The organism is Billgrantia sp. Q4P2 (genome assembly GCF_052806135.1).
Genome location: NZ_JBRBAI010000002.1, coordinates 23,114 through 40,021, shown reverse-complemented (window position 1 = coordinate 40,021; position 16,908 = coordinate 23,114). Strand labels below are relative to the sequence as shown.

Annotated in this window: 17 protein-coding genes; 6 read left to right on the top strand and 11 right to left on the bottom strand. The window is 64.9% G+C overall.

Features of this window, described 5'->3' with window-relative positions; genetic code table 11:
- Window positions 1-13: 13 nt before the first annotated feature.
- Window positions 14-364 (top strand): Grx4 family monothiol glutaredoxin, encoded by a 351-nt coding sequence (locus ACUY1T_RS03045; protein WP_446020257.1) that lies wholly within the window; start codon window positions 14-16, stop codon window positions 362-364.
- Window positions 365-434: 70 nt separating this feature from the next.
- Here the strand turns inward: ACUY1T_RS03045 and rnt are convergent, their stop codons facing one another.
- Window positions 435-1,100, bottom strand: a complete 666-nt coding sequence (rnt, locus tag ACUY1T_RS03040; protein ID WP_446020256.1) for a ribonuclease T — start codon at window positions 1,098-1,100, stop codon at window positions 435-437.
- A gap of 203 nt (window positions 1,101-1,303) precedes the next feature.
- On the opposite strand from rnt, the gene ACUY1T_RS03035 reads away from it, so the two are divergent.
- The 3 genes from ACUY1T_RS03035 (at window position 1,304) to ACUY1T_RS03025 (ending at window position 4,192) form a co-directional block, all read left to right on the top strand.
- Window positions 1,304-2,524 (top strand): argininosuccinate synthase, encoded by a 1,221-nt coding sequence (locus tag ACUY1T_RS03035; RefSeq protein WP_446020255.1) that lies wholly within the window; start codon window positions 1,304-1,306, stop codon window positions 2,522-2,524.
- Window positions 2,525-2,630: 106 nt separating this feature from the next.
- A complete protein-coding gene (locus ACUY1T_RS03030; RefSeq protein WP_446020254.1) occupies window positions 2,631-2,930 on the top strand; it encodes an HlyU family transcriptional regulator in 300 nt (99 codons plus the stop codon).
- Window positions 2,931-3,064: 134 nt separating this feature from the next.
- Window positions 3,065-4,192 carry a DUF294 nucleotidyltransferase-like domain-containing protein gene (locus tag ACUY1T_RS03025; protein ID WP_446020253.1) on the top strand — a complete coding sequence of 376 codons (1,128 nt, stop codon included), beginning with the start codon at window positions 3,065-3,067 and terminating at the stop codon, window positions 4,190-4,192.
- A gap of 24 nt (window positions 4,193-4,216) precedes the next feature.
- Here ACUY1T_RS03025 and ACUY1T_RS03020 read toward each other — a convergent pair whose 3' ends face one another.
- The 5 genes from ACUY1T_RS03020 to ACUY1T_RS03000 all read right to left on the bottom strand — a co-directional run bounded on the left by ACUY1T_RS03020 (window position 4,217) and on the right by ACUY1T_RS03000 (window position 10,083).
- Entirely contained in the window at window positions 4,217-6,985 is a 2,769-nt protein-coding gene (locus tag ACUY1T_RS03020; RefSeq protein ID WP_446020252.1) for an ATP-binding protein, read from the bottom strand.
- Between the two features lie 4 nt (window positions 6,986-6,989).
- Window positions 6,990-7,190, bottom strand: coding sequence for a hypothetical protein (locus ACUY1T_RS03015; protein ID WP_446020251.1), 201 nt, complete (start codon window positions 7,188-7,190; stop codon window positions 6,990-6,992).
- Window positions 7,187-9,250 (bottom strand): exonuclease domain-containing protein, encoded by a 2,064-nt coding sequence (locus ACUY1T_RS03010; protein WP_446020250.1) that lies wholly within the window; start codon window positions 9,248-9,250, stop codon window positions 7,187-7,189. The genes ACUY1T_RS03015 and ACUY1T_RS03010 overlap by 4 nt, the downstream gene beginning before the upstream one ends.
- On the bottom strand, window positions 9,250-9,621 hold the full coding sequence (locus ACUY1T_RS03005; protein WP_446020249.1) for a response regulator transcription factor: 372 nt from the start codon (window positions 9,619-9,621) through the stop codon (window positions 9,250-9,252). Before ACUY1T_RS03005 ends, ACUY1T_RS03010 begins: the two co-directional genes overlap by 1 nt.
- Window positions 9,622-9,795: 174 nt before the next feature.
- Window positions 9,796-10,083 (bottom strand): hypothetical protein, encoded by a 288-nt coding sequence (locus ACUY1T_RS03000; protein ID WP_446020248.1) that lies wholly within the window; start codon window positions 10,081-10,083, stop codon window positions 9,796-9,798.
- Between the two features lie 283 nt (window positions 10,084-10,366).
- Between ACUY1T_RS03000 and ACUY1T_RS02995 the strand changes: the two genes are divergently transcribed.
- Window positions 10,367-10,774, top strand: a complete 408-nt coding sequence (locus ACUY1T_RS02995) for a ketosteroid isomerase-related protein (protein WP_446020247.1) — start codon at window positions 10,367-10,369, stop codon at window positions 10,772-10,774.
- A gap of 37 nt (window positions 10,775-10,811) precedes the next feature.
- Window positions 10,812-11,726, top strand: a complete 915-nt coding sequence (locus ACUY1T_RS02990) for a carbon-nitrogen hydrolase family protein (RefSeq protein ID WP_446020246.1) — start codon at window positions 10,812-10,814, stop codon at window positions 11,724-11,726.
- Window positions 11,727-11,765: 39 nt separating this feature from the next.
- On the opposite strand, the gene ACUY1T_RS02985 is transcribed toward ACUY1T_RS02990, so the two are convergent.
- The 5 genes from ACUY1T_RS02985 to ACUY1T_RS02965 all read right to left on the bottom strand — a co-directional run bounded on the left by ACUY1T_RS02985 (window position 11,766) and on the right by ACUY1T_RS02965 (window position 16,814).
- Window positions 11,766-12,509 (bottom strand): YdcF family protein, encoded by a 744-nt coding sequence (locus tag ACUY1T_RS02985; protein WP_446020245.1) that lies wholly within the window; start codon window positions 12,507-12,509, stop codon window positions 11,766-11,768.
- A 13-nt stretch (window positions 12,510-12,522) separates the two neighbouring features.
- Entirely contained in the window at window positions 12,523-13,584 is a 1,062-nt protein-coding gene (locus tag ACUY1T_RS02980) for a hypothetical protein (RefSeq protein WP_446020244.1), read from the bottom strand.
- 87 nt (window positions 13,585-13,671) lie between these two features.
- Window positions 13,672-14,307, bottom strand: coding sequence for an endonuclease III (gene nth, locus ACUY1T_RS02975; RefSeq protein ID WP_446020243.1), 636 nt, complete (start codon window positions 14,305-14,307; stop codon window positions 13,672-13,674).
- A gap of 25 nt (window positions 14,308-14,332) precedes the next feature.
- On the bottom strand, window positions 14,333-15,103 hold the full coding sequence (locus tag ACUY1T_RS02970) for an RnfABCDGE type electron transport complex subunit B (protein WP_446020242.1): 771 nt from the start codon (window positions 15,101-15,103) through the stop codon (window positions 14,333-14,335).
- A gap of 112 nt (window positions 15,104-15,215) precedes the next feature.
- A complete protein-coding gene (locus ACUY1T_RS02965) occupies window positions 15,216-16,814 on the bottom strand; it encodes a sensor domain-containing diguanylate cyclase (protein ID WP_446020241.1) in 1,599 nt (532 codons plus the stop codon).
- Between the last annotated feature and the right edge of the window lie 94 nt (window positions 16,815-16,908).

Genomic DNA, 16,908 nt, shown 5'->3' with positions numbered 1-16,908 from the left:
AACAGGAGCGCACATGAGCACCACCATCGAGAACATTCAGCGCCAGATCAGTGAGAACCCCATCCTGATCTACATGAAGGGCACTCCTCAGTTGCCGCAGTGCGGCTTCTCCGCCCAGACCGTGCAGGCCCTGATGGCCTGTGGCGAGCGCTTCGCCTTCGTCAACGTGCTGGACAACCCCGACATCCGCGCCGAGCTGCCGAAGTATGCCAACTGGCCCACTTTCCCCCAACTGTGGGTGGAAGGCGAGCTGGTGGGTGGCTGCGACATCGTCGGCGAGATGCACCAGAGCGGCGAGCTGGAGAAGCTGATCAAGGAGGCCGCGGCGCGCGCCAAGGCCAAGGAGGAGAGCGGCGACGCTTGATCCCGCTTTCGCAGGCTTGCCCTGACAAGGCCCACGAGCTCCGGCTCGTGGGCCTTGTCATTGCAGTGCCCTACAGCTCGTCGAGGCCCTGCTCGCGTTGCGCCAGTGCCCAGCCGCCGAGATCCTTGTAGCGGTTGACGATGGCGCAGAACAGTTCTGCGGTGCGCTCGGTGTCGTAGCGCGCCGAGTGGGCTTCCTGGTTGTCGAAGGGTATGCCGGCCGCGCGGCAGGCACGGGCCAGGACCGTCTGGCCGTAGACCAGGCCCGACAGGCTGGCGGTATCGAAGCTGGAAAAGGGGTGGAAAGGGTTGCGCTTGATCCCGCAGCGGTTGATCGCGGCGTTGAGAAAGCCATGGTCGAAGGCAGCGTTGTGGCCCACCAGCACCGCACGGGTGCAGCCATGCGACTTGATCGCCTTGCGCACGGGACGAAAGATCTCGCTCAGCGCTTCCGCTTCGCTGAGTGCAACGCGCTGACGTAGCGGATCGTCGAGCTTTATGCCGGTGAAGTCGAGAGCCGATTGCTCCACGTTGGCTCCAGAGAAGGGTTGCACGTGGTAGGCGTAGGTGGCCTCTGGCATCAGGTTGCCTTCCGAATCCATGGTCAGCGTCACAGCGGCGATTTCGAGAATGGCGTCGCGCTCCGCGTTGAACCCGCCGGTTTCCAGATCCACCACCACAGGCAGGAAACTGCGGAACCGCTGCGCCATCATCTCGCGAGTGATCGCCTCGCTCATGCGCCTCTCCTCATCACGTGCCTCTCGCTGCTAGTCGTTTTCGGGGACGGCTCCTTGCCAGCGGGCAAGCGCCGTGGCCAGGCCGATTCTCATGGGCAAAAAGTCTAACAGCTTGGCCGCGATACGTCCCGCCGCCGGTATTCGCCGAGCGGCAGCCACGTTATACTGCTTCCCTTGAACGTCTATTTGAGAGGAGCCCCCGAATGTCCGATGTCAAGAAGGTCGTGCTTGCCTATTCTGGCGGCCTGGACACGTCCGTCATCGTCAAGTGGTTGCAGGAAACCTACAACTGCGAGGTAGTGACCTTTACCGCCGACATCGGTCAGGGCGAGGAAGTGGAGCCGGCGCGTACCAAGGCCCAGGCCTTGGGCGTCAAGGAAATCTACATCGAGGACCTGCGCGAGGAGTTCGTGCGCGACTACGTCTACCCGATGTTCCGCGCCAATACCATCTACGAGGGTGAGTACCTGCTGGGCACCTCCATCGCCCGCCCATTGATCGCCAAGCGCCTGATCGAGATTGCCAACGAGACCGGTGCCGATGCCATCTCCCACGGCGCCACCGGCAAGGGTAACGACCAGGTGCGCTTCGAGATGGGCGCCTACGCGCTCAAGCCCGGCGTCAAGGTGATCGCGCCGTGGCGCGAGTGGGACCTCACTTCCCGCGAGAAGCTGATGGCCTACTGCGAGCAGCACGATATCCCCGTCGACTTCTCCAAGAGCAAGAAGAAGTCGCCGTACTCCATGGACGCCAACCTGCTGCACATCTCCTACGAGGGCGGCATCCTCGAGGACCCATGGGCCGAGGCCGAAGAGGACATGTGGCGCTGGAGCGTGTCGCCCGAGGCCGCACCGGATGTGCCCACCTACGTCGAGCTGACCTTCGAACACGGCGACATCGTCGCCATCGACGGCAAGGCGATGAAGCCCCACGAGGTGCTCGAGACCCTCAACAAGCTGGGCGGCGACAACGGTATCGGCCGTCTCGACATCGTCGAGAACCGCTACGTCGGCATGAAGTCCCGCGGCTGCTACGAGACACCGGGAGGCACCATCATGCTGCGTGCCCATCGCGCCATCGAGTCTATCACCCTCGACCGCGAGGAAGCGCACCTCAAGGACGAGCTGATGCCCAAGTACGCCAAGGTGATCTACAACGGCTACTGGTGGAGCCCCGAGCGTCGCATGCTGCAGGCCGCCATCGACGAGACCCAGAAGAACGTCTCTGGCGTGGTGCGCATGAAGCTCTACAAGGGCAGCGCCACCGTGGTGGGCCGCAAGTCCGAACAGTCGCTGTTCGACGAGTCCATCGCGACCTTCGAAGACGATGCCGGCGCCTACAATCAAAAGGATGCCGAGGGCTTCATCAAGCTCAACGCCCTGCGCCTGCGTATTGCGGCCGGTAAGGGCCGTCAGCAGAGCTGATTGCCTGTCGATTTGCTCCAGGACGCGCCGGCCCCATGGCCGGCGCTCTTGTCTGGGCGCATTCTTGAGGCGCGTTTCTGAGAATAGCCACGTGGGGGATATGATAATGCTGAAGAAATTATTGGGCGGGCTGTTAGGTGGCGGCGAAACCAAGCCGAGCAATGCCAAGGCTGCCGAGCCGGTGGAGTACAACGGCTACCAGATCGTTTCGGAGCCGGTCGAGCAGGGCGGCCAGTTCCGTGTCAGTGGCTGGATCCGCAAGCCGGGCGGTGACGGTGAGATCCAGGAGCACCGCTTCGAGCGCTCCGACCTGGTGCCGGGCCGCGAAGCCTGCGACCAACTGATGGTGAGCAAGGCACAGCGCTACATCGACCAGGTCGGCGACGACATGTTCAAGCCACGCTGATGAAGCGTGGACGTTGATACAGCGTTTCCCCTGAGGCGCCCGGGCCCTGCCTCGGTTGGCGTAATCCCTTGGCCCAAGTGCCTTCTGACTTTTCTCTCGTTACACTCCCCTGACTGATGTGCGACGGAGACGATATGCGCGTGCTGCATCGGGCCTCACCCTGGCGCGAGCTGTTCATCGGCGACGGCCTGCCGGAGCTTGCCGAGCTGTTGGCTCCGCTGCGCGAAGCATTGGATGAACTGGGGCCAAGCCCCGCTCTGCCCTTCGCCCACGCCTGGCAGCTGCGGCTGGTCGAGGCACTGCAGCGGCTCGACCTGCCTGCCTGGCGCATCAGTCAATTGATCAGCGACCATAACGACCAGCTCTATCGACGCGCCATCCAGCTTTCGCTCAATGAGATGCAAGGGCAGGGCTGGGGCAAGCCGCCGGTCGCATTCTGCGTGCTGACACTGGGCTCTGCGGGCCGGCACGAAAGCCTGCTGGGTCCCGATCAGGACAATGCCATGATCGTGGCCGACTACCCTGACGCACGCCATACCGAGATCGATGGTTTCTTCCAGGCGCTGGGTGAGCGCTTCACCGCACGGCTCGACGAGGCAGGCATCCCGCTATGCAATGGCCATGTGATGGCGCGCTGGCCGATGTGGCGCAAGCGGCTCTCGGAGTGGCGCGAGCAGCTGAGTCTATGGACCCGGGAGCGACGGGTGAAGCGGGTACAGCAGAGCAACATCCTGCTCGATTTTCATCCGGTCTTCGGTGATGCCGGCCTGGCCGAAGCACTCTCCGATCACGTCGCACGGCTCATGCCCCGGGCGGGACTGTTCCTGAACGAGATGGCACTCCTGCTCGACGAACTGCCGGTGGCGCTGGACCGCTTCGGTCGGCTTTCGGGTAACGACGAGGAAGCGCCCCATGAAAACGCGCTCAATCTCAAGCGCCAGGGCCTGTTGCCGCTGGTCAATGCCGTACGCTTGCTGTCGTTGCACCATGGCGTAGGCGTCCCTGATACGCGCTTGCGGCTATCGGCGCTGGTCCTCAAGGAGGCGCTCTCGGCGCGCCAGGCCAGGGCGGGAATCTCGGCACTGGATCGCCTGCAGGAACGGCTACTCGCAGCACAGCTGGCGAGCCTGAAGGCAGGGGGGACGGCCGATGGCTGGATCGACATGGCCAGGCTCGAAGACGACCAGCGCCTGTTGTTGCGCCACGACATGCAGGTGATCCGCGGCCTGGTCAGGGCGGCCCGAAGCGTTGGCGCCGCCTGATCTCGCTGCAAGGCGGCCCTGGCGTCATGGAGCTTCTGTACGAACTACCACAGGCCCGGTCATCGTCGACGCCTCGGGCAGCTCCATCACCAGGCAGGCGCCTTCTAGTGTCGGGGCGTCGTCGACCCATAGCCGCCCGCCCAGGTGAGCGACGATGCCGCGGCTGATCGGTAGGCCAAGGCCGCTGCCGCGCGGGCGGCCGCGAGCCTTGCCGCTGGTGGCGCCGTAGCGCTTGATCTGGTGGAACTTCTCGAATACCCGTTCACGCTCGTCAGGTGCTATGCCCGGGCCGTTGTCCTCTACGCTGAGCCTGAAATTCTGCTTGTGCCGTGCCAAGTGAAGGCGCACACGGGGGGCTTCGTCGGCAGCGAACTTGCTGGCATTGTCGAGCAGGTTGATGATCACCTGCTCCAGGCGATCAGGGTCGCCGATCACCGGGGCATCATCCAGTTCCAGGTCGACCTCGAGTGACACGCCGCGGTCTTCCTGCAGCCGATGCACGGCATCCACGCTGTGGCGTACCAAGGCCACCAGGTCGAGCCGCTGGGGTGTCAATGTCAGGCGGCCGCTCTCCAGTCGTGCCAGGTCCAGGATCTCCTCGATCAGCCGCGACAGCCGCTGGCTCTCCAGCACCACCACCTCGAGAAAATGGATGCGCTTCTCCTCCGGCAGGTCCTTGCCGTCGCGCAGGATCTCGGCGAAGGCGCGGATCGAGGTGAGCGGTGTTCTCAGTTCATGGCTGACCATGGCAACGAACTCGTCCTTGAGCCGATCGAGTTCGCGCAGGCGCTCGTTGGCGGCACGCAGCTCCTCACCGATGCGAGCCAGCTCGTTGGATTTCTGCTCCAGGCGGCGGTTGTACTCCAGTGTTTGCGAGGTGGTGTCGAGAATGCTGAGGATCGATTCCAGGTCCAGCGCCTCGCCACGTACCACCGAGTTGATCAGCACCCGTGCCGAGGCGCTGCCCAGGGCTCCCGACAAGGCCTGTTCGGCGCGTGCGATCAGCGCCGGTGGAGCCGGGGCGTCGTCGTCCGGGCTGCCCTGCTGGTCGGCCAGGATCCGCGCCGTGGCTCCGGCACCCAGGTAGCGGCTGAGCAGGCTCTGCAGCTCGCCGCGGGTGGTCTGGCCGCGCCATAGCGAGGTGTCCTGCAGCCCTGGATTCATGGCCTCGGTGAAGAGTGCCGCCTGGGTCTGTTCGACCGGGCTCTGGCGAGTGAACAGCGAAATGCCGACGAGCAGCCCGACATTGGCCAGCAGGCTCCACAGCAGGGCGTGGCTGTAGATGTCGAACCCCTCCAGACCGAACAGGCCATAGGGGCGCAGCCATTCGAGGCCAAATGGCCCCTGCGTGAGAAAGGCCGCATCGAGCCAGCCCGATTGCGCGAAGCCTGGCAGCAGCAGGGTGTAGATCCAGGTGATGAAGCCGGCCAGCAGCCCCAGAGTGGCGCCGGCCCGGGTTGCGCCGCGCCAGTACATGCCGATCAGCATGGCCGGGGCGAACTGGGCGGCGCCGACGAACGACACCAGGCCGATGGTCACCAGGCTGTAGGAGTCGCCGATCAAGGCGTGATAGAGATAGCCCAGCAGCAGGATCAGTACGATCGCCACGCGGCGGATGCCCAGCAGCCAGCCGGCCAGCTCCCCCTGGGAACTCAGGTGGAGCCGCTTGGAGCGCAGCAGCAGCGGCATGATCAGTTGGTTGCTGACCATGGTGGAAAGCGCGATGGTTTCGACGATCACCATGCCGGTGGCTGCCGAGAGCCCTCCGATGAACACCAGCAGGGGGATGCCTTCAATGCCGGCCGACAGCGGCAGCGTCAGCACGAAGCTGTCGGGGTCGCTGTTGCCGGCCGGTAACAGCAGCCCGGCCATAGCGATGGGAATCACGAACAGGTTGATCGCCACCAGGTAGAGCGGAAACAGCCAGCTGGCACGCTGCAGGTGGCGCTCATCGACGTTCTCCACGACCAGCACCTGGAACTGGCGCGGCAGGGTGAGGAAGGCGAGGAAGGCAAGCACCAGGGTGCCGACCCAGCCGATGGTGCCGCCGGGAACCGCCTCGAGCCCCAGCGCGCCGGTCAATTCGGGAGCTTCGGCAACCTGGCGGAACAGGTCACCAGGGCCGTTGAACAGCACGAAGACCACAAACACCCCGACGGTGAGAAAGGCCACCAGTTTGACCAGCGATTCGAAGGCGATGGCGGCAACCATGCCTTCGTGGCGTTCGCTGGCATCCAGGTGACGGGTTCCGAACAGGATGATGAACACCGCCAGCACCAGCGCGACCCAGAACGATTTGTCGGCCCAGAAGTTCTCTTCTGCCAAGCGGAATTCGGCAGCTTCCGGGTAGTTGACCAGCACCGCATGGCTGAGGGTGATCGCCTTGAGCTGCAGGGCGATATAGGGCGTGATGCCGATCAGTGCAATGATGGCCACCAGCGCGCCGAGGCTTGAACTCTTGCCATAGCGAGCACTGATGAAGTCGGCAATGGAGGTGATGCGCTGGGTGCTGGCGATACGCACCATCTTGCGGATCATTAGCGGTGCCATCAGCATCGCCAGCGTCGGCCCCAGGTAGATCAACAGGAAGCTGGGGCCGAATTCCGCCGCCCGTCCCACGCTGCCGTAGAAGGTCCAGGCGGTGCAATAGACCGCAATGGACAGGGCATAGACGGTAGGTGAGCCGATCACCGAGCGGCCCTGCTCGGCGCGTCGATCACCCCAGGCGGCAATCACGAACAGCAGCGCCAGGTAGCCGAAGGCGACCGTCAGCACTACCGGGTCGGTTCTCATCGCGTCAGCCGTCCTCCCGACGATGCTCCATCAACCAGGCGGTCAGGCCGATGACCACGATCCAGGCCACGAACAGGTAGAGCGGCAGCCACGAAGGCCCGGTGGCGGAGGGCCGGTCGAAGATCAGCACCAGTGGCGGCGAGAAGAGCAGGGCGGCCAGACCGATAAGTGCGACCAGCCGGGCCTGGGAGTTGGAGGCATTCATGTGCAGGCGTCCTCCCTGTCCAAGGCGGTTGCTTGCAGGGCCAGCGCCTGCTCCAGGGTCTCGATGCCACGTGCCTCGAGCCTGGGCAAAAGTGCCAGCCACAGCTCCGCCGTCACTCGCGCATCGCCCAGTGCCGTATGGCGCGTGCCCGGTGGGAAACTCAGGTCGTAGCGCTCGGCGAGGGTATCCAGGTCGTGACCGTCCAGGCTCTCGTCCAGGGCACGGGAGATCAGTAGCGTATCGAGCACCGGCATCTCGAGAGCGATGCCGCTGCCGGGAGACTGCAGAGCCAACAAGTCGAATGCCGCGTTGTGGGCCAGTATTACGGCATCGCCTATGTAGTCGCGAAAGCGTGGCAGGATTACCGGCAGTGGTGGGGCGCCGGCCACGTCGTCATCGGTGATGCCGTGTATCGCGGTGCTGGCGGGCGGAATCGGCTTGCCGGGGTCGACCCGTACGTCGAAGGTGTCGCTGGCCAGCAGCCGTGCATTGACGATCCGGCAGGCGCCGATGCTGATCACGGTATCGCCGCGGCGCAGATCGAGCCCGGTGGTCTCGGTATCGAACGCCACCACCTCCAGCGCTCGCAGCGAGCAGCGTGCCAGTTCGGCATCCGGCGGTGGCAAGTCGGCAATGCCGAAGTCATGGAATTCGGGGCGTGGTGGCAGCTTGCCGCGCGGAGCGCCGACGCGCTCGACCGCGGGCAGCGGCAGGCGCAGGCGGGAATAGTGGCCGTCGGCGTCCGCCAGGCTCCAGGCATCGCTGGCATGCTGGCGCAACAGGTCGCCGACACGTGGCGAGAGCGGCAGCGCCACGAGCCGCTGTTCGCACCATGCCGCCAGTTCCCGCTGCGGCAACGGCTTGCCAGGCCAGATCAAGTCGAGGTAGACGCGGCGGTTGCCGAGCAGGATCTCGCCTGCGAAATCCGTGGTACCGGCATGTTTTCTCAGCCGTTCCAACAGTGCCACGAGCATCACGAGTAGCGCCGGGGCATCGCCCTTGAACCAGGCCGGCATGCCAATCGGCAGGACCTCGATGGAGTTGTCGACGAGTCGTTCGTTCAGCGATTGCCACAGGTCGTTGGACCACAGTGGTACCAGGCGCTCGCCTTGTTGCTGCATGTCCTCGATCAGGCGGCCGAGGTTCTCTATTTCGCTGCCCAGGGCGCGGCTCTCCTCATCGATCACCGCTTCCAGGCGTAGGCGTAGCGTATTGTCAATGTGTCTGGCATGGCGCACGCTGATCAGTGCTTCGGCGGCACTGGCCAGGCTGGCGCCGTGCCGGCGTAATGGCGCCATATGTTCTGCCAGACCTGCGCGGGCACCCATCTCGCTAGTCCAGGCGGCGGTGGCATCGGATAGCGTCAGCAAGGTCTCGCCGTTGCTCTGGGGCACCCGGCGCATCACCACGTGCAGCCAGCGTTCATCGCAAGGGATCAGCAGCTCACGGGGCGAGCCGTCTGCCGGGAGCTGTCCCAGCGCATCCTGCAGGCTCGATATCGGCAGCAGGGCATCGAGACGTTTACCCAGCCCAAGCCCCGTATGTTCCTCGAACAGGGCCTCGGCGGCCTGGTTGAACAGCAATAGACGACGGTGGTGATCGCACAGCAGCAGCGGGGTGTCGAGCACCTGCAGCAGTGTCTCGAGTTCCTGGCGAATGCGCGCTGCACTGCGTGCGCCTTCCGCATGAGCCGTGGCCAGGCGTTGGCGGTCGCTGCGCCAGGCCTCACGCACGCGCACCAAGTCGGGCCCCAGGCCGCGCAACCAGCCCTCCGGGGGGTAGTCCTCGCGGGCGTCCGGGTTGGCCACCAGGCGTGCCAGCTGAACCTGGAGATGGCGCAACGGAGTGAACAGCATGCGCTCGAGCAACAGACCCACCAGGAAGATGGTAGCGCCGCCCGAGAAGCAGCCCAGCCACAGCACGAGGCGGGCTAGCCCCTGAGGCTGGAACAGGCTGTCCAGCCAGGCGGCAAAAATGGCGCCACCCAGCAGGCTGATGCCGCTGAGCAACAGCCATAGGCCGATCAGGCGCTGGCGCTTGGGCAGCTTGCGCCCAAGCATCAGGTATCCTCGGCCAGCAGGACTTTCACTTTCTCGACCAGCGCCTGGGTAGAGAAGGGCTTGGTCACGTAGTCGTCGGCACCCAGGGCCAGTCCTTTCTCACGCTCCACCTCGCGCCCGTGGGCGGTGAGCATGATGATGGGAAGCCTGGCGTGGCGCGCGTCCTGGCGCAGCTGTTCCAGCACGTCGAAGCCGCTGATACCGGGCAAGCTGATATCGAGCAGGATCAGGTCGGGTGGGGACTGCTCGACCTTGGCCAGGGCGCCTTCACCATCCTCGGCCGTGTCCACGTCGAAACCGGCCTGCTGCATCAGGAACTCCAGCGACAGGACGATGTTGGGTTCATCGTCCACCACCAGCACCTTGGCCATTCGTGACTCCTTGAGGCGTATTGGGTTCTTGTTGTTCATCAGTCTAGTGCGCACGCCAGGGGTGGCAAAGACGACCTTGGCAGAACGAGCCGACCTGGGCCGTCTGGCCAGGCACGTCGGTTACGGGCAAGCCCGGGTGCCGACACAGTCAGGTATAGGTCGAGTCTGCCGCATTCAGCGTGGCTCGTCGTTGTCCTTTTCGAGTCGCCAGAATTTCGGCCCGAGTGGACCGAGCCATAGCCACACCTGGAGCAGTACCAGTAGCGGCAGCAGCCAGGGCGGGGCGCCGGTGGTCCGAGTCAGGACGTAGTAGATGAGGTAGGCGGTGATACCGGCGGCAAGACCCACCAGCGTGAATCTGAAGGCACGCGCCTGGCCGGGGCGGCGGGTGACGCGGAACAGCATGCCGATGAAGGCACCGAAGGCGCCGGCCATGGCGAGTTGGAGGAGGGTCTCTTGCATGAGTGTCTCGTCGTTGCAGAGGCGGGCTTCTCTCGGCAGCGTACCGTGCAGGACCCGCCGGGGCTGTACGACCTTTGTTCGAGTTCGCGATGCCGGCTCTCTGACGGGAGTGCGCGTTACGATAGGAGCTGCCGGTCGGCTCGAGAGCCTGGGCTTCTGAAGCGAGCTCGCCCTCTGCGGTCATTGCTGTATGGCAATGGTCAAATGCATGCCGGCAGGCTAACGTCGCCTGGCCGGGGCGTTTACACTCACGCCCCATGAATTCATCCAGGAGAGCCTGCTCATGTCCGAGAGCGTGCAACTGATCCAGCGTTACTACGATGCCTTCAACCGTGGCGACTGGGACGCCATGCTCGATTGCCTCGATGGCGAAGTGGCGCATGACCTGAACCAGGGGCCGCGCGAGACGGGGCGCGACGCCTTTCGTCAGTTCCTGGCTCGCATGGAGCGTAGCTACGTGGAGCGGCTGGAAGACATCGTGGTCATGTCCGGTGACGACGGGCGCCGGGTCGCCGCCGAGTATGTGGTGCACGGCGAGTACCGTGCGACCGACGAGGGACTGCCGCCGGCCAAGGGGCAGCGTTACGTGCTGCCCGGCGGGGCATTCTTCGAAGTGGCAGGGGGTCGGATCACCCGAGTGACCAACTACTACAACCTCGAGGAGTGGTTGCGCCAGGTGGCCGAAGCGTGATGTCGGTCGTCACTGCGAACGTGAGGGAGGGGTAGCCATGCGTGTGGCCGTGGCCAAGTACCCGATCGGCATGCCGGCGAGTTTCGACGAATTCGCCCAGCGCCAGGCAGCCTGTCTGAGACAGGCCCGCGAGCTGGGTGCCCGGATCGCGGTGCTGCCGGAATACCTCAGCCTGGAACTCGCGGCCAGCTTCTCCCCCGAAGCGCGCGGCGACCTCAAGGCCTCGCTGGCCGAGCTGCAGCCGTGGCGTGGCGCCTGGTGCGAACTCTACCAACGCCTGGCTCGTGAACTCGACATGTATCTGGTGCCTGGCACTTTCCTGCTTGACGTGGGCGTCGGACGCTACCGCAACCGGGCCGACTGGTTCGCCCCGGACGGTGTGCATGGCTGGCAGGACAAGCTGCAACTCACCGGATACGAGAAACAGAGCGGTGTCATCGAGCCCGGCGACACCCTGCACGGCTTCGACTGCGACGGCCGCCGGGTCGGTATCGCGGTCTGCTACGACGTGGAGTTCCCGCTGCCGGTGCGAGCCCAGTACGAAGCGGGAGTGCGCCTGCTGCTGGTGCCCAGCTGCACCGATACCGCCGCCGGTGCGACCCGCGTTAGGGTCGGCTGCCTGGCCCGTGCGCTCGAGAATCGCTTCTTCGTGGCCCAGGCGGTAACCGCCGGTGAGGCACCATGGAGCCCGGCGCTCGACATCAACACTGGTGAGGCGACTCTCTACGCACCCATGGACCACGGCTTTCCCGCCGATGGAATCCTTGCCGCTACCCAGGGCAACACGCTTTGGGCCTGTCACGAAGTCGACGTGGACGCGTTGGAACTCAGCCGCGTTCAAGCCCAGGTGGCCAACGACCGCGACTGGCCTCACCAACTCGACGCCACATTGCAGCCCTGGCCCGCTGATGCGGAGGCTATGCCGACACAGTGTGAAACGGCATCGGCTTGAGCGATGAAGGCGCCCCCTGGCTGGTTCAGGGTGAGGGGGCTACGGCAGCAAGTGGCGTAGTGATTGTCCGGCACGGCCCAGCCACTCGTTGAGGGCGCGCGTGCTCTGGTTGAGATGGTAGGCGCGTGGCAGCCAGGCTGCGAGCCCTTCGGGCGGCGGGCTGGTGAACTCGGTGGGGGCTGGCACCACGGCCAGGCCCTGTGCCTCGAATTCTGCCACCGCCCGCGGCATATGCCAGGTCTGCGATACCAGGGCGACCCGCCCGATGCCGTCGGCCCGCAGCATCTCGGCGCTGATGCGGGCATTCTCGGCGGTGCTGCGGCTTTCGCCTTCCAGCCAGCGCACCGGTATGTCGAAGACGTCGCGCAGGGCGGCTGCCATCAGGCTTGCTTCGGCGACTTCCTCACCATGCACCCGGCCGCCGCTCACCAGGATCGGCAGTTCGGTCTGGCGATGCAGGTGGGCGCCGTAGGCCAGCCGGCGCCAGGTGGGGTTCGCCGGGGCGTCGCCCCAGCCGAACTCGGGGGCGGTATAATCGCGCCCACCGCCGAGGATGACGATCGCCTCGCTGCTCTCCAGTTGGGTGCGGGCCGGTATGGGGTAGGGCTCGAGCCCCTGGCGCAGGGTATGGCTGGCCATCGGCGTGGCGAGCAGCAGCAGGCCGAATAGACCCAGCATGATCAGCAGGGCGCCGAGGAACCGCCTGGGGCTGAGCAACAGCCCCAGCAGCACCAGCAGCACGTTGAAAGTGGGCGGCAGCAGCAGGATCTTGAGCAGCGTCATCGTTGCGTTCCGGTCAAGCGTGGTCGAGAAGTTCCAGCCTGCGGCTGGGCCAATGGACGACAGCGGTGCGCGATATCATGCTGGCTGCCAGCCTGGGGTGCTCGCGGGCGATGACCTGGGCGGCGAATTCCGAGAGGAAACACGACTTCAGTTCGGCCCGGGCGCGATCCACACCGACCGTTTCATAGGGGGTCGAGGCCAGCAGCAGGAAGCCGTCGTCGGGGATGCGCCCCGCCTTCATGTTGGCATCGATGATCGCGGCGGCGGTGCCGATGGGCTCGGAAAGGTCTGGGCTGTAGGGCCCGACGATCAGGGCGGTGTTGGGCAGGTGCAGGAAGTCGAAGCCTCGCCCAACGCAGATCACCCATTCGCGATGCTCGATGTCGAGTTCGCGGGCGGTGCCGCGCAGCGAATCGACATGCTGCAGGTTGCCCTTCAGCAGCGGCAGCAGGTCGCGGCGAATGTCGGCCGGCATGTCGGGGCACAGGCTGGCGACGCGGTGTTCGAGATTGCCTTCCTCGGCAGGGAGCAGCTCGCTGAGGTCGAGAGTGGCGTCGCCGACACCGTGCACGATGAGCGCATCGGTATCGGTCTCGAAGCCGCATACCAACGGGTAGACGTGACGGTGGTCGCGGCCGAAGATGCGTTCGGCCTGGCGGCGTATCTCGTGGGCATGGGCCAGGGCGGCATTCGCGTCGCAGTCGAAGCCGGCACAGCCGCGCGTCCGCTCGCCACGGGAAAAATGATAGCTGATGATCAACAGCACGCCGCTGCCGCCATGGATGGCTTCTTCGACGGCATCGGTGAGCATCTCACCGAGGTAGGGCCAGCCCAGGTGGAAGATGCCGCCAAGGTTACGGAACGGGGTGATGATGCCCAGCGGCGTACGGGTGGCATGGGGCAGGTGTATGCGCCCGTCCATGCACTTCATTGCCAGGATGCGCGTGGGATGGTTGGCCAGATAGCGTTCGCGAGCGAGCCATGCCGAGGGGCTGCAGAAAGTGTTGGCGTGCTCACGCGAAAGGGCGAGCAGCGCTTCGATACGCTCACCGATGGGGCTGTCGTGCAAAGGCATGGGGACGACTCTGGTTATTGTTGTCTGCCGCTTATCGTCCCTGACTGTGCAGAACTATGCAAAACCTTCATTAGTCGTATCTTTTACTCAGATATCGACCTTTTCCTTGTACTCGCACAGATCCTCGATCACGCAGCTGCCGCAGCGCGGCCGGCGTGCCACGCAGGTATAGCGGCCGTGCAGGATCAGCCAGTGGTGCGCATCGCGGCGAAACTCCCTGGGCACGTGGCGCAGCAGTTTCTGCTCGACTTCGTCGACGTTCTTGCCGGGGGCGATACGGGTGCGGTTGGAGACGCGAAAGATATGCGTGTCTACGGCGATGGTGGGTTCGCCGAAGGCGGTATTGAGAATCACATTGGCGGTCTTGCGCCCGACCCCCGGCAGCGCTTCGAGCTCGGCGCGGGTGCGGGGCACCTCGCCGCCGTGCCGTTCGACCAGGAGGCGGCAGGTTTTCATCAGGTTCTCGGCCTTGGTGTTGTAGAGCCCGATGGTCTTGATGTGTTCCTTGAGGGCATCGAGGCCGAGATCGATGATGGCCTGGGGCGTATTGGCCTCCGCAAATAGCCGGGCGGTGGCCTTGTTGACCCCCACGTCGGTTGCCTGGGCGGAGAGCAGCACGGCAGAGAGTAGCTCGAACGGCGTGCTCCAATTGAGTTCCGTGGTCGGCTCGGGGTTGTGTTCGCGCAGGCGGGCGAAGATCTCGTAGCGTTTCTGGGCGTTCATGCGGACTCTCGTTGCGATGGCGCGCTCATGGTGAACCGGGCGCCAGGGATGCGCGGGCTTCCTCGAGCAGGGCGGTGGCGCGCTGGAGCTGAGTCTCGGCCTGATGGCAGGCTGCGCTGTCATGGCATCGCTGGGCGTGCTCGAGCTGCTGGCGGGCTCTGCGTACCGCCTGCTCGGCTGCCTTCACGGCCATCTGGCGCTGGCGCTGTGGTGTCGGGCCGCTACGCGAACCGCGCGTTTCTTGCCGGATCATGCGGCGCTGCCGCTCCAGGCGCTTCTCCCGCTCAAGGCGTGCCAAGCGCTGCTGGCGCGCCTGATACCGCCGACGGCCCAGTTGCGCCCGCCGCGCCAGATACGCTTGGCGCTCTGCCTCATCGGCGGCAGCCTGCCATTCGGGGTGTGGCACCAGGTCGATGCAGTCGACGGGGCAGGGGGACACGCACAGCTCGCAGCCGGTGCACTCGGTGGTGATCACGCTGTGCATGCGCTTGCTGGCACCCAGGATGGCGTCCACCGGGCACGCCTGGATGCACTTGGTACAGCCGATGCATTCCGCCTCGCGTATGACCGCCGCCAGCGGCAGCTGGGCCGGTTGCTCGAGGGGCTGGGGCGAGCGACCGGTCAGCTCGGCGAGGCGTTCGACGGTTTCCTCGCCGCCGGGCGGGCAGCGGTTGATCGGCTCACCCGCATCGATGGCCTCGGCATAGGGACGGCAGCCCGGGTGGCCGCATTTACCACACTGGGTCTGGGGCAGCAGGGCGTCGATGGCGTCGATCAAGGTGCTGTGGCCCGTCACGTCGTCTCCTGGTTGGGCGCAGGGGAGTTGCCGGCAGAGGCTGGCGGTCGGCCATTATACGCTGCAGGGCCGGTTCGGGCATACCGCCCGGGCCGGCTCATTCCTCGAGAACCTAGCGGTCGACAGCGCTGGACTGATCGTGAGTGCAATAGGCCTCAACCCGATTGCGGCCACTTTCCTTGGCCTGGTACATGGCCTGGTCGGCGGCACGCATGATATCGCTCGGGGTTGCCAGGTCCGCCCGCTGCACGGCAACGCCGATGCTGACCGTCACGATGGAACCGGTCGGTGAGTACTCGTGGGGCAGCGCCAGTGCGTTGATTGCCTGGAGCAGCTTACGGGCATGGCCGAGCGCGGCGTCGAGCGAGGTGTCCGGAAGCAGGACGCTGAATTCTTCACCGCCGGTTCGTGCCACCAGAAAACCCTGAGACTTGAGTTGGTCCTTCATGCATTGGGCCAGAGTGACCAGGCAGACATCACCGGCCTGATGCCCGTAGTGGTCGTTGTAGAGCTTGAAGTGGTCGATATCGATCATCATCGCCGCAGTTTGGTGATGCTGACCTGGGCGCTTCAGCAATTCGGCAAAGCGTTCGTCGAACAGGCGCCGGTTGGCTACGCCCGTAAGGGGATCGTGCAGGGTCAATTCCAGCAACTGCGCGGACTGTTGCTGCTGATGCTTCAGCAGGCTGCGAAACTCTCGCGCCAGGGTGCCGATCTCGTCGCGGCGCGCCACCAGTCTGTTGGGCATGATGGGGGTCACCACCTCCTGGTGGAGGCGCTGGGTATAGTGGGCGAACTGGCGCAGCGGCGATAGCACCATGCGTTCGAGCAGCCACAGTACGATGAGCAGCGTGACGATCAGCACCCCACTGGTCCAGTAGAGCGCGAAGCGGAAGGTCTCCAGGCTTGCCTGGTAGCGCTGGCGCGGCAACAGGGCATCGATGCGCACGGCACGGGTTGACGGCAGGGCCGGAATGAAGCGGCTGGCCGCCATATGGGTGGATGAGATGCGCTCCAACTGCTGTTGCGGGGCGGGGCCCTCCTGCACGGATACAGGACTCAGTTCCAGCTCGATGCCGGTGGTATCGCGCAACTGTTCGACCCAAGGCTCGGAGAGCGGGCGAACCATGGCGAGCCAGCCTGCGGCCGGCGCCTCCTCCTTGCTCTGATGAATCGGCGACAGCGCCGCCATGGCAAGTTCGCGCTGGGCCAACAGCCAAGTATCCGTGGCATCGTCCAGCTTACTTTCGACATGTCGGCTGAGAAAAGCGATGGCTGGGGCGGCCCAATCGCAGGGAGGCAGCGTGCCGGGGCATGAAGTGAATTCACCCTCCTCGTCGTACCCGGCTACCCAGTAGGCTTCGTTGTTGGCATCGAGGAAGAGCATCATCTCGAGATCCAGCGTCTCGAGCGTGGATTCATAGAGGTTGGAGTCGACGTATTGGGGCCGCTCATCACGAACGAAGTCGTAGCTATCGTCCCAGTAGGCCCAGTCTTCCACCAGGCGACGCATGTGGTTGAGTTCGGCGTTCAGGGCGCGGCCAGCGCGGTCGAGCTCAGCGCTGGCGTACTGCTCCTCATCCTCCAGCAGGATGGGCATGATCTGGTAGCGCGCAATGAGGACCAGGGCCAGCAAGGCCAGGCACAGCACCGTGCACAATGACAGCAGGAAACGATTGCGCAAGGAACTGAGCATGAGCTTTGGTGTCATGGAGCGTGCCTGTTTCATGTGCTGCCACCCAAGTGGAGAGGTGCAGGCACCGATGTAGGTTATTGCTTACAAGACATATCGGCTTAGGCTTACA

Coding starts and splice junctions, on each gene's coding strand:
- ACUY1T_RS03045 (WP_446020257.1), top strand. CDS start 14: ATGAGCACCACCATCGAGAACATTCAGCGCCAGATCAGTGAGAACCCC.
- ACUY1T_RS03015 (WP_446020251.1), bottom strand. CDS start 7,190: ATGAATGCCTCCAACTCCCAGGCCCGGCTGGTCGCACTTATCGGTCTG.
- ACUY1T_RS03030 (WP_446020254.1), top strand. CDS start 2,631: ATGCTGAAGAAATTATTGGGCGGGCTGTTAGGTGGCGGCGAAACCAAG.
- rnt (WP_446020256.1), bottom strand. CDS start 1,100: ATGAGCGAGGCGATCACTCGCGAGATGATGGCGCAGCGGTTCCGCAGT.
- ACUY1T_RS03000 (WP_446020248.1), bottom strand. CDS start 10,083: ATGCAAGAGACCCTCCTCCAACTCGCCATGGCCGGCGCCTTCGGTGCC.
- ACUY1T_RS03005 (WP_446020249.1), bottom strand. CDS start 9,621: ATGGCCAAGGTGCTGGTGGTGGACGATGAACCCAACATCGTCCTGTCG.
- ACUY1T_RS02965 (WP_446020241.1), bottom strand. CDS start 16,814: ATGACACCAAAGCTCATGCTCAGTTCCTTGCGCAATCGTTTCCTGCTG.
- ACUY1T_RS03035 (WP_446020255.1), top strand. CDS start 1,304: ATGTCCGATGTCAAGAAGGTCGTGCTTGCCTATTCTGGCGGCCTGGAC.
- nth (WP_446020243.1), bottom strand. CDS start 14,307: ATGAACGCCCAGAAACGCTACGAGATCTTCGCCCGCCTGCGCGAACAC.
- ACUY1T_RS03025 (WP_446020253.1), top strand. CDS start 3,065: ATGCGCGTGCTGCATCGGGCCTCACCCTGGCGCGAGCTGTTCATCGGC.
- ACUY1T_RS03010 (WP_446020250.1), bottom strand. CDS start 9,250: ATGCTTGGGCGCAAGCTGCCCAAGCGCCAGCGCCTGATCGGCCTATGG.
- ACUY1T_RS02995 (WP_446020247.1), top strand. CDS start 10,367: ATGTCCGAGAGCGTGCAACTGATCCAGCGTTACTACGATGCCTTCAAC.
- ACUY1T_RS02990 (WP_446020246.1), top strand. CDS start 10,812: ATGCGTGTGGCCGTGGCCAAGTACCCGATCGGCATGCCGGCGAGTTTC.
- ACUY1T_RS02980 (WP_446020244.1), bottom strand. CDS start 13,584: ATGCCTTTGCACGACAGCCCCATCGGTGAGCGTATCGAAGCGCTGCTC.
- ACUY1T_RS02985 (WP_446020245.1), bottom strand. CDS start 12,509: ATGACGCTGCTCAAGATCCTGCTGCTGCCGCCCACTTTCAACGTGCTG.
- ACUY1T_RS03020 (WP_446020252.1), bottom strand. CDS start 6,985: ATGAGAACCGACCCGGTAGTGCTGACGGTCGCCTTCGGCTACCTGGCG.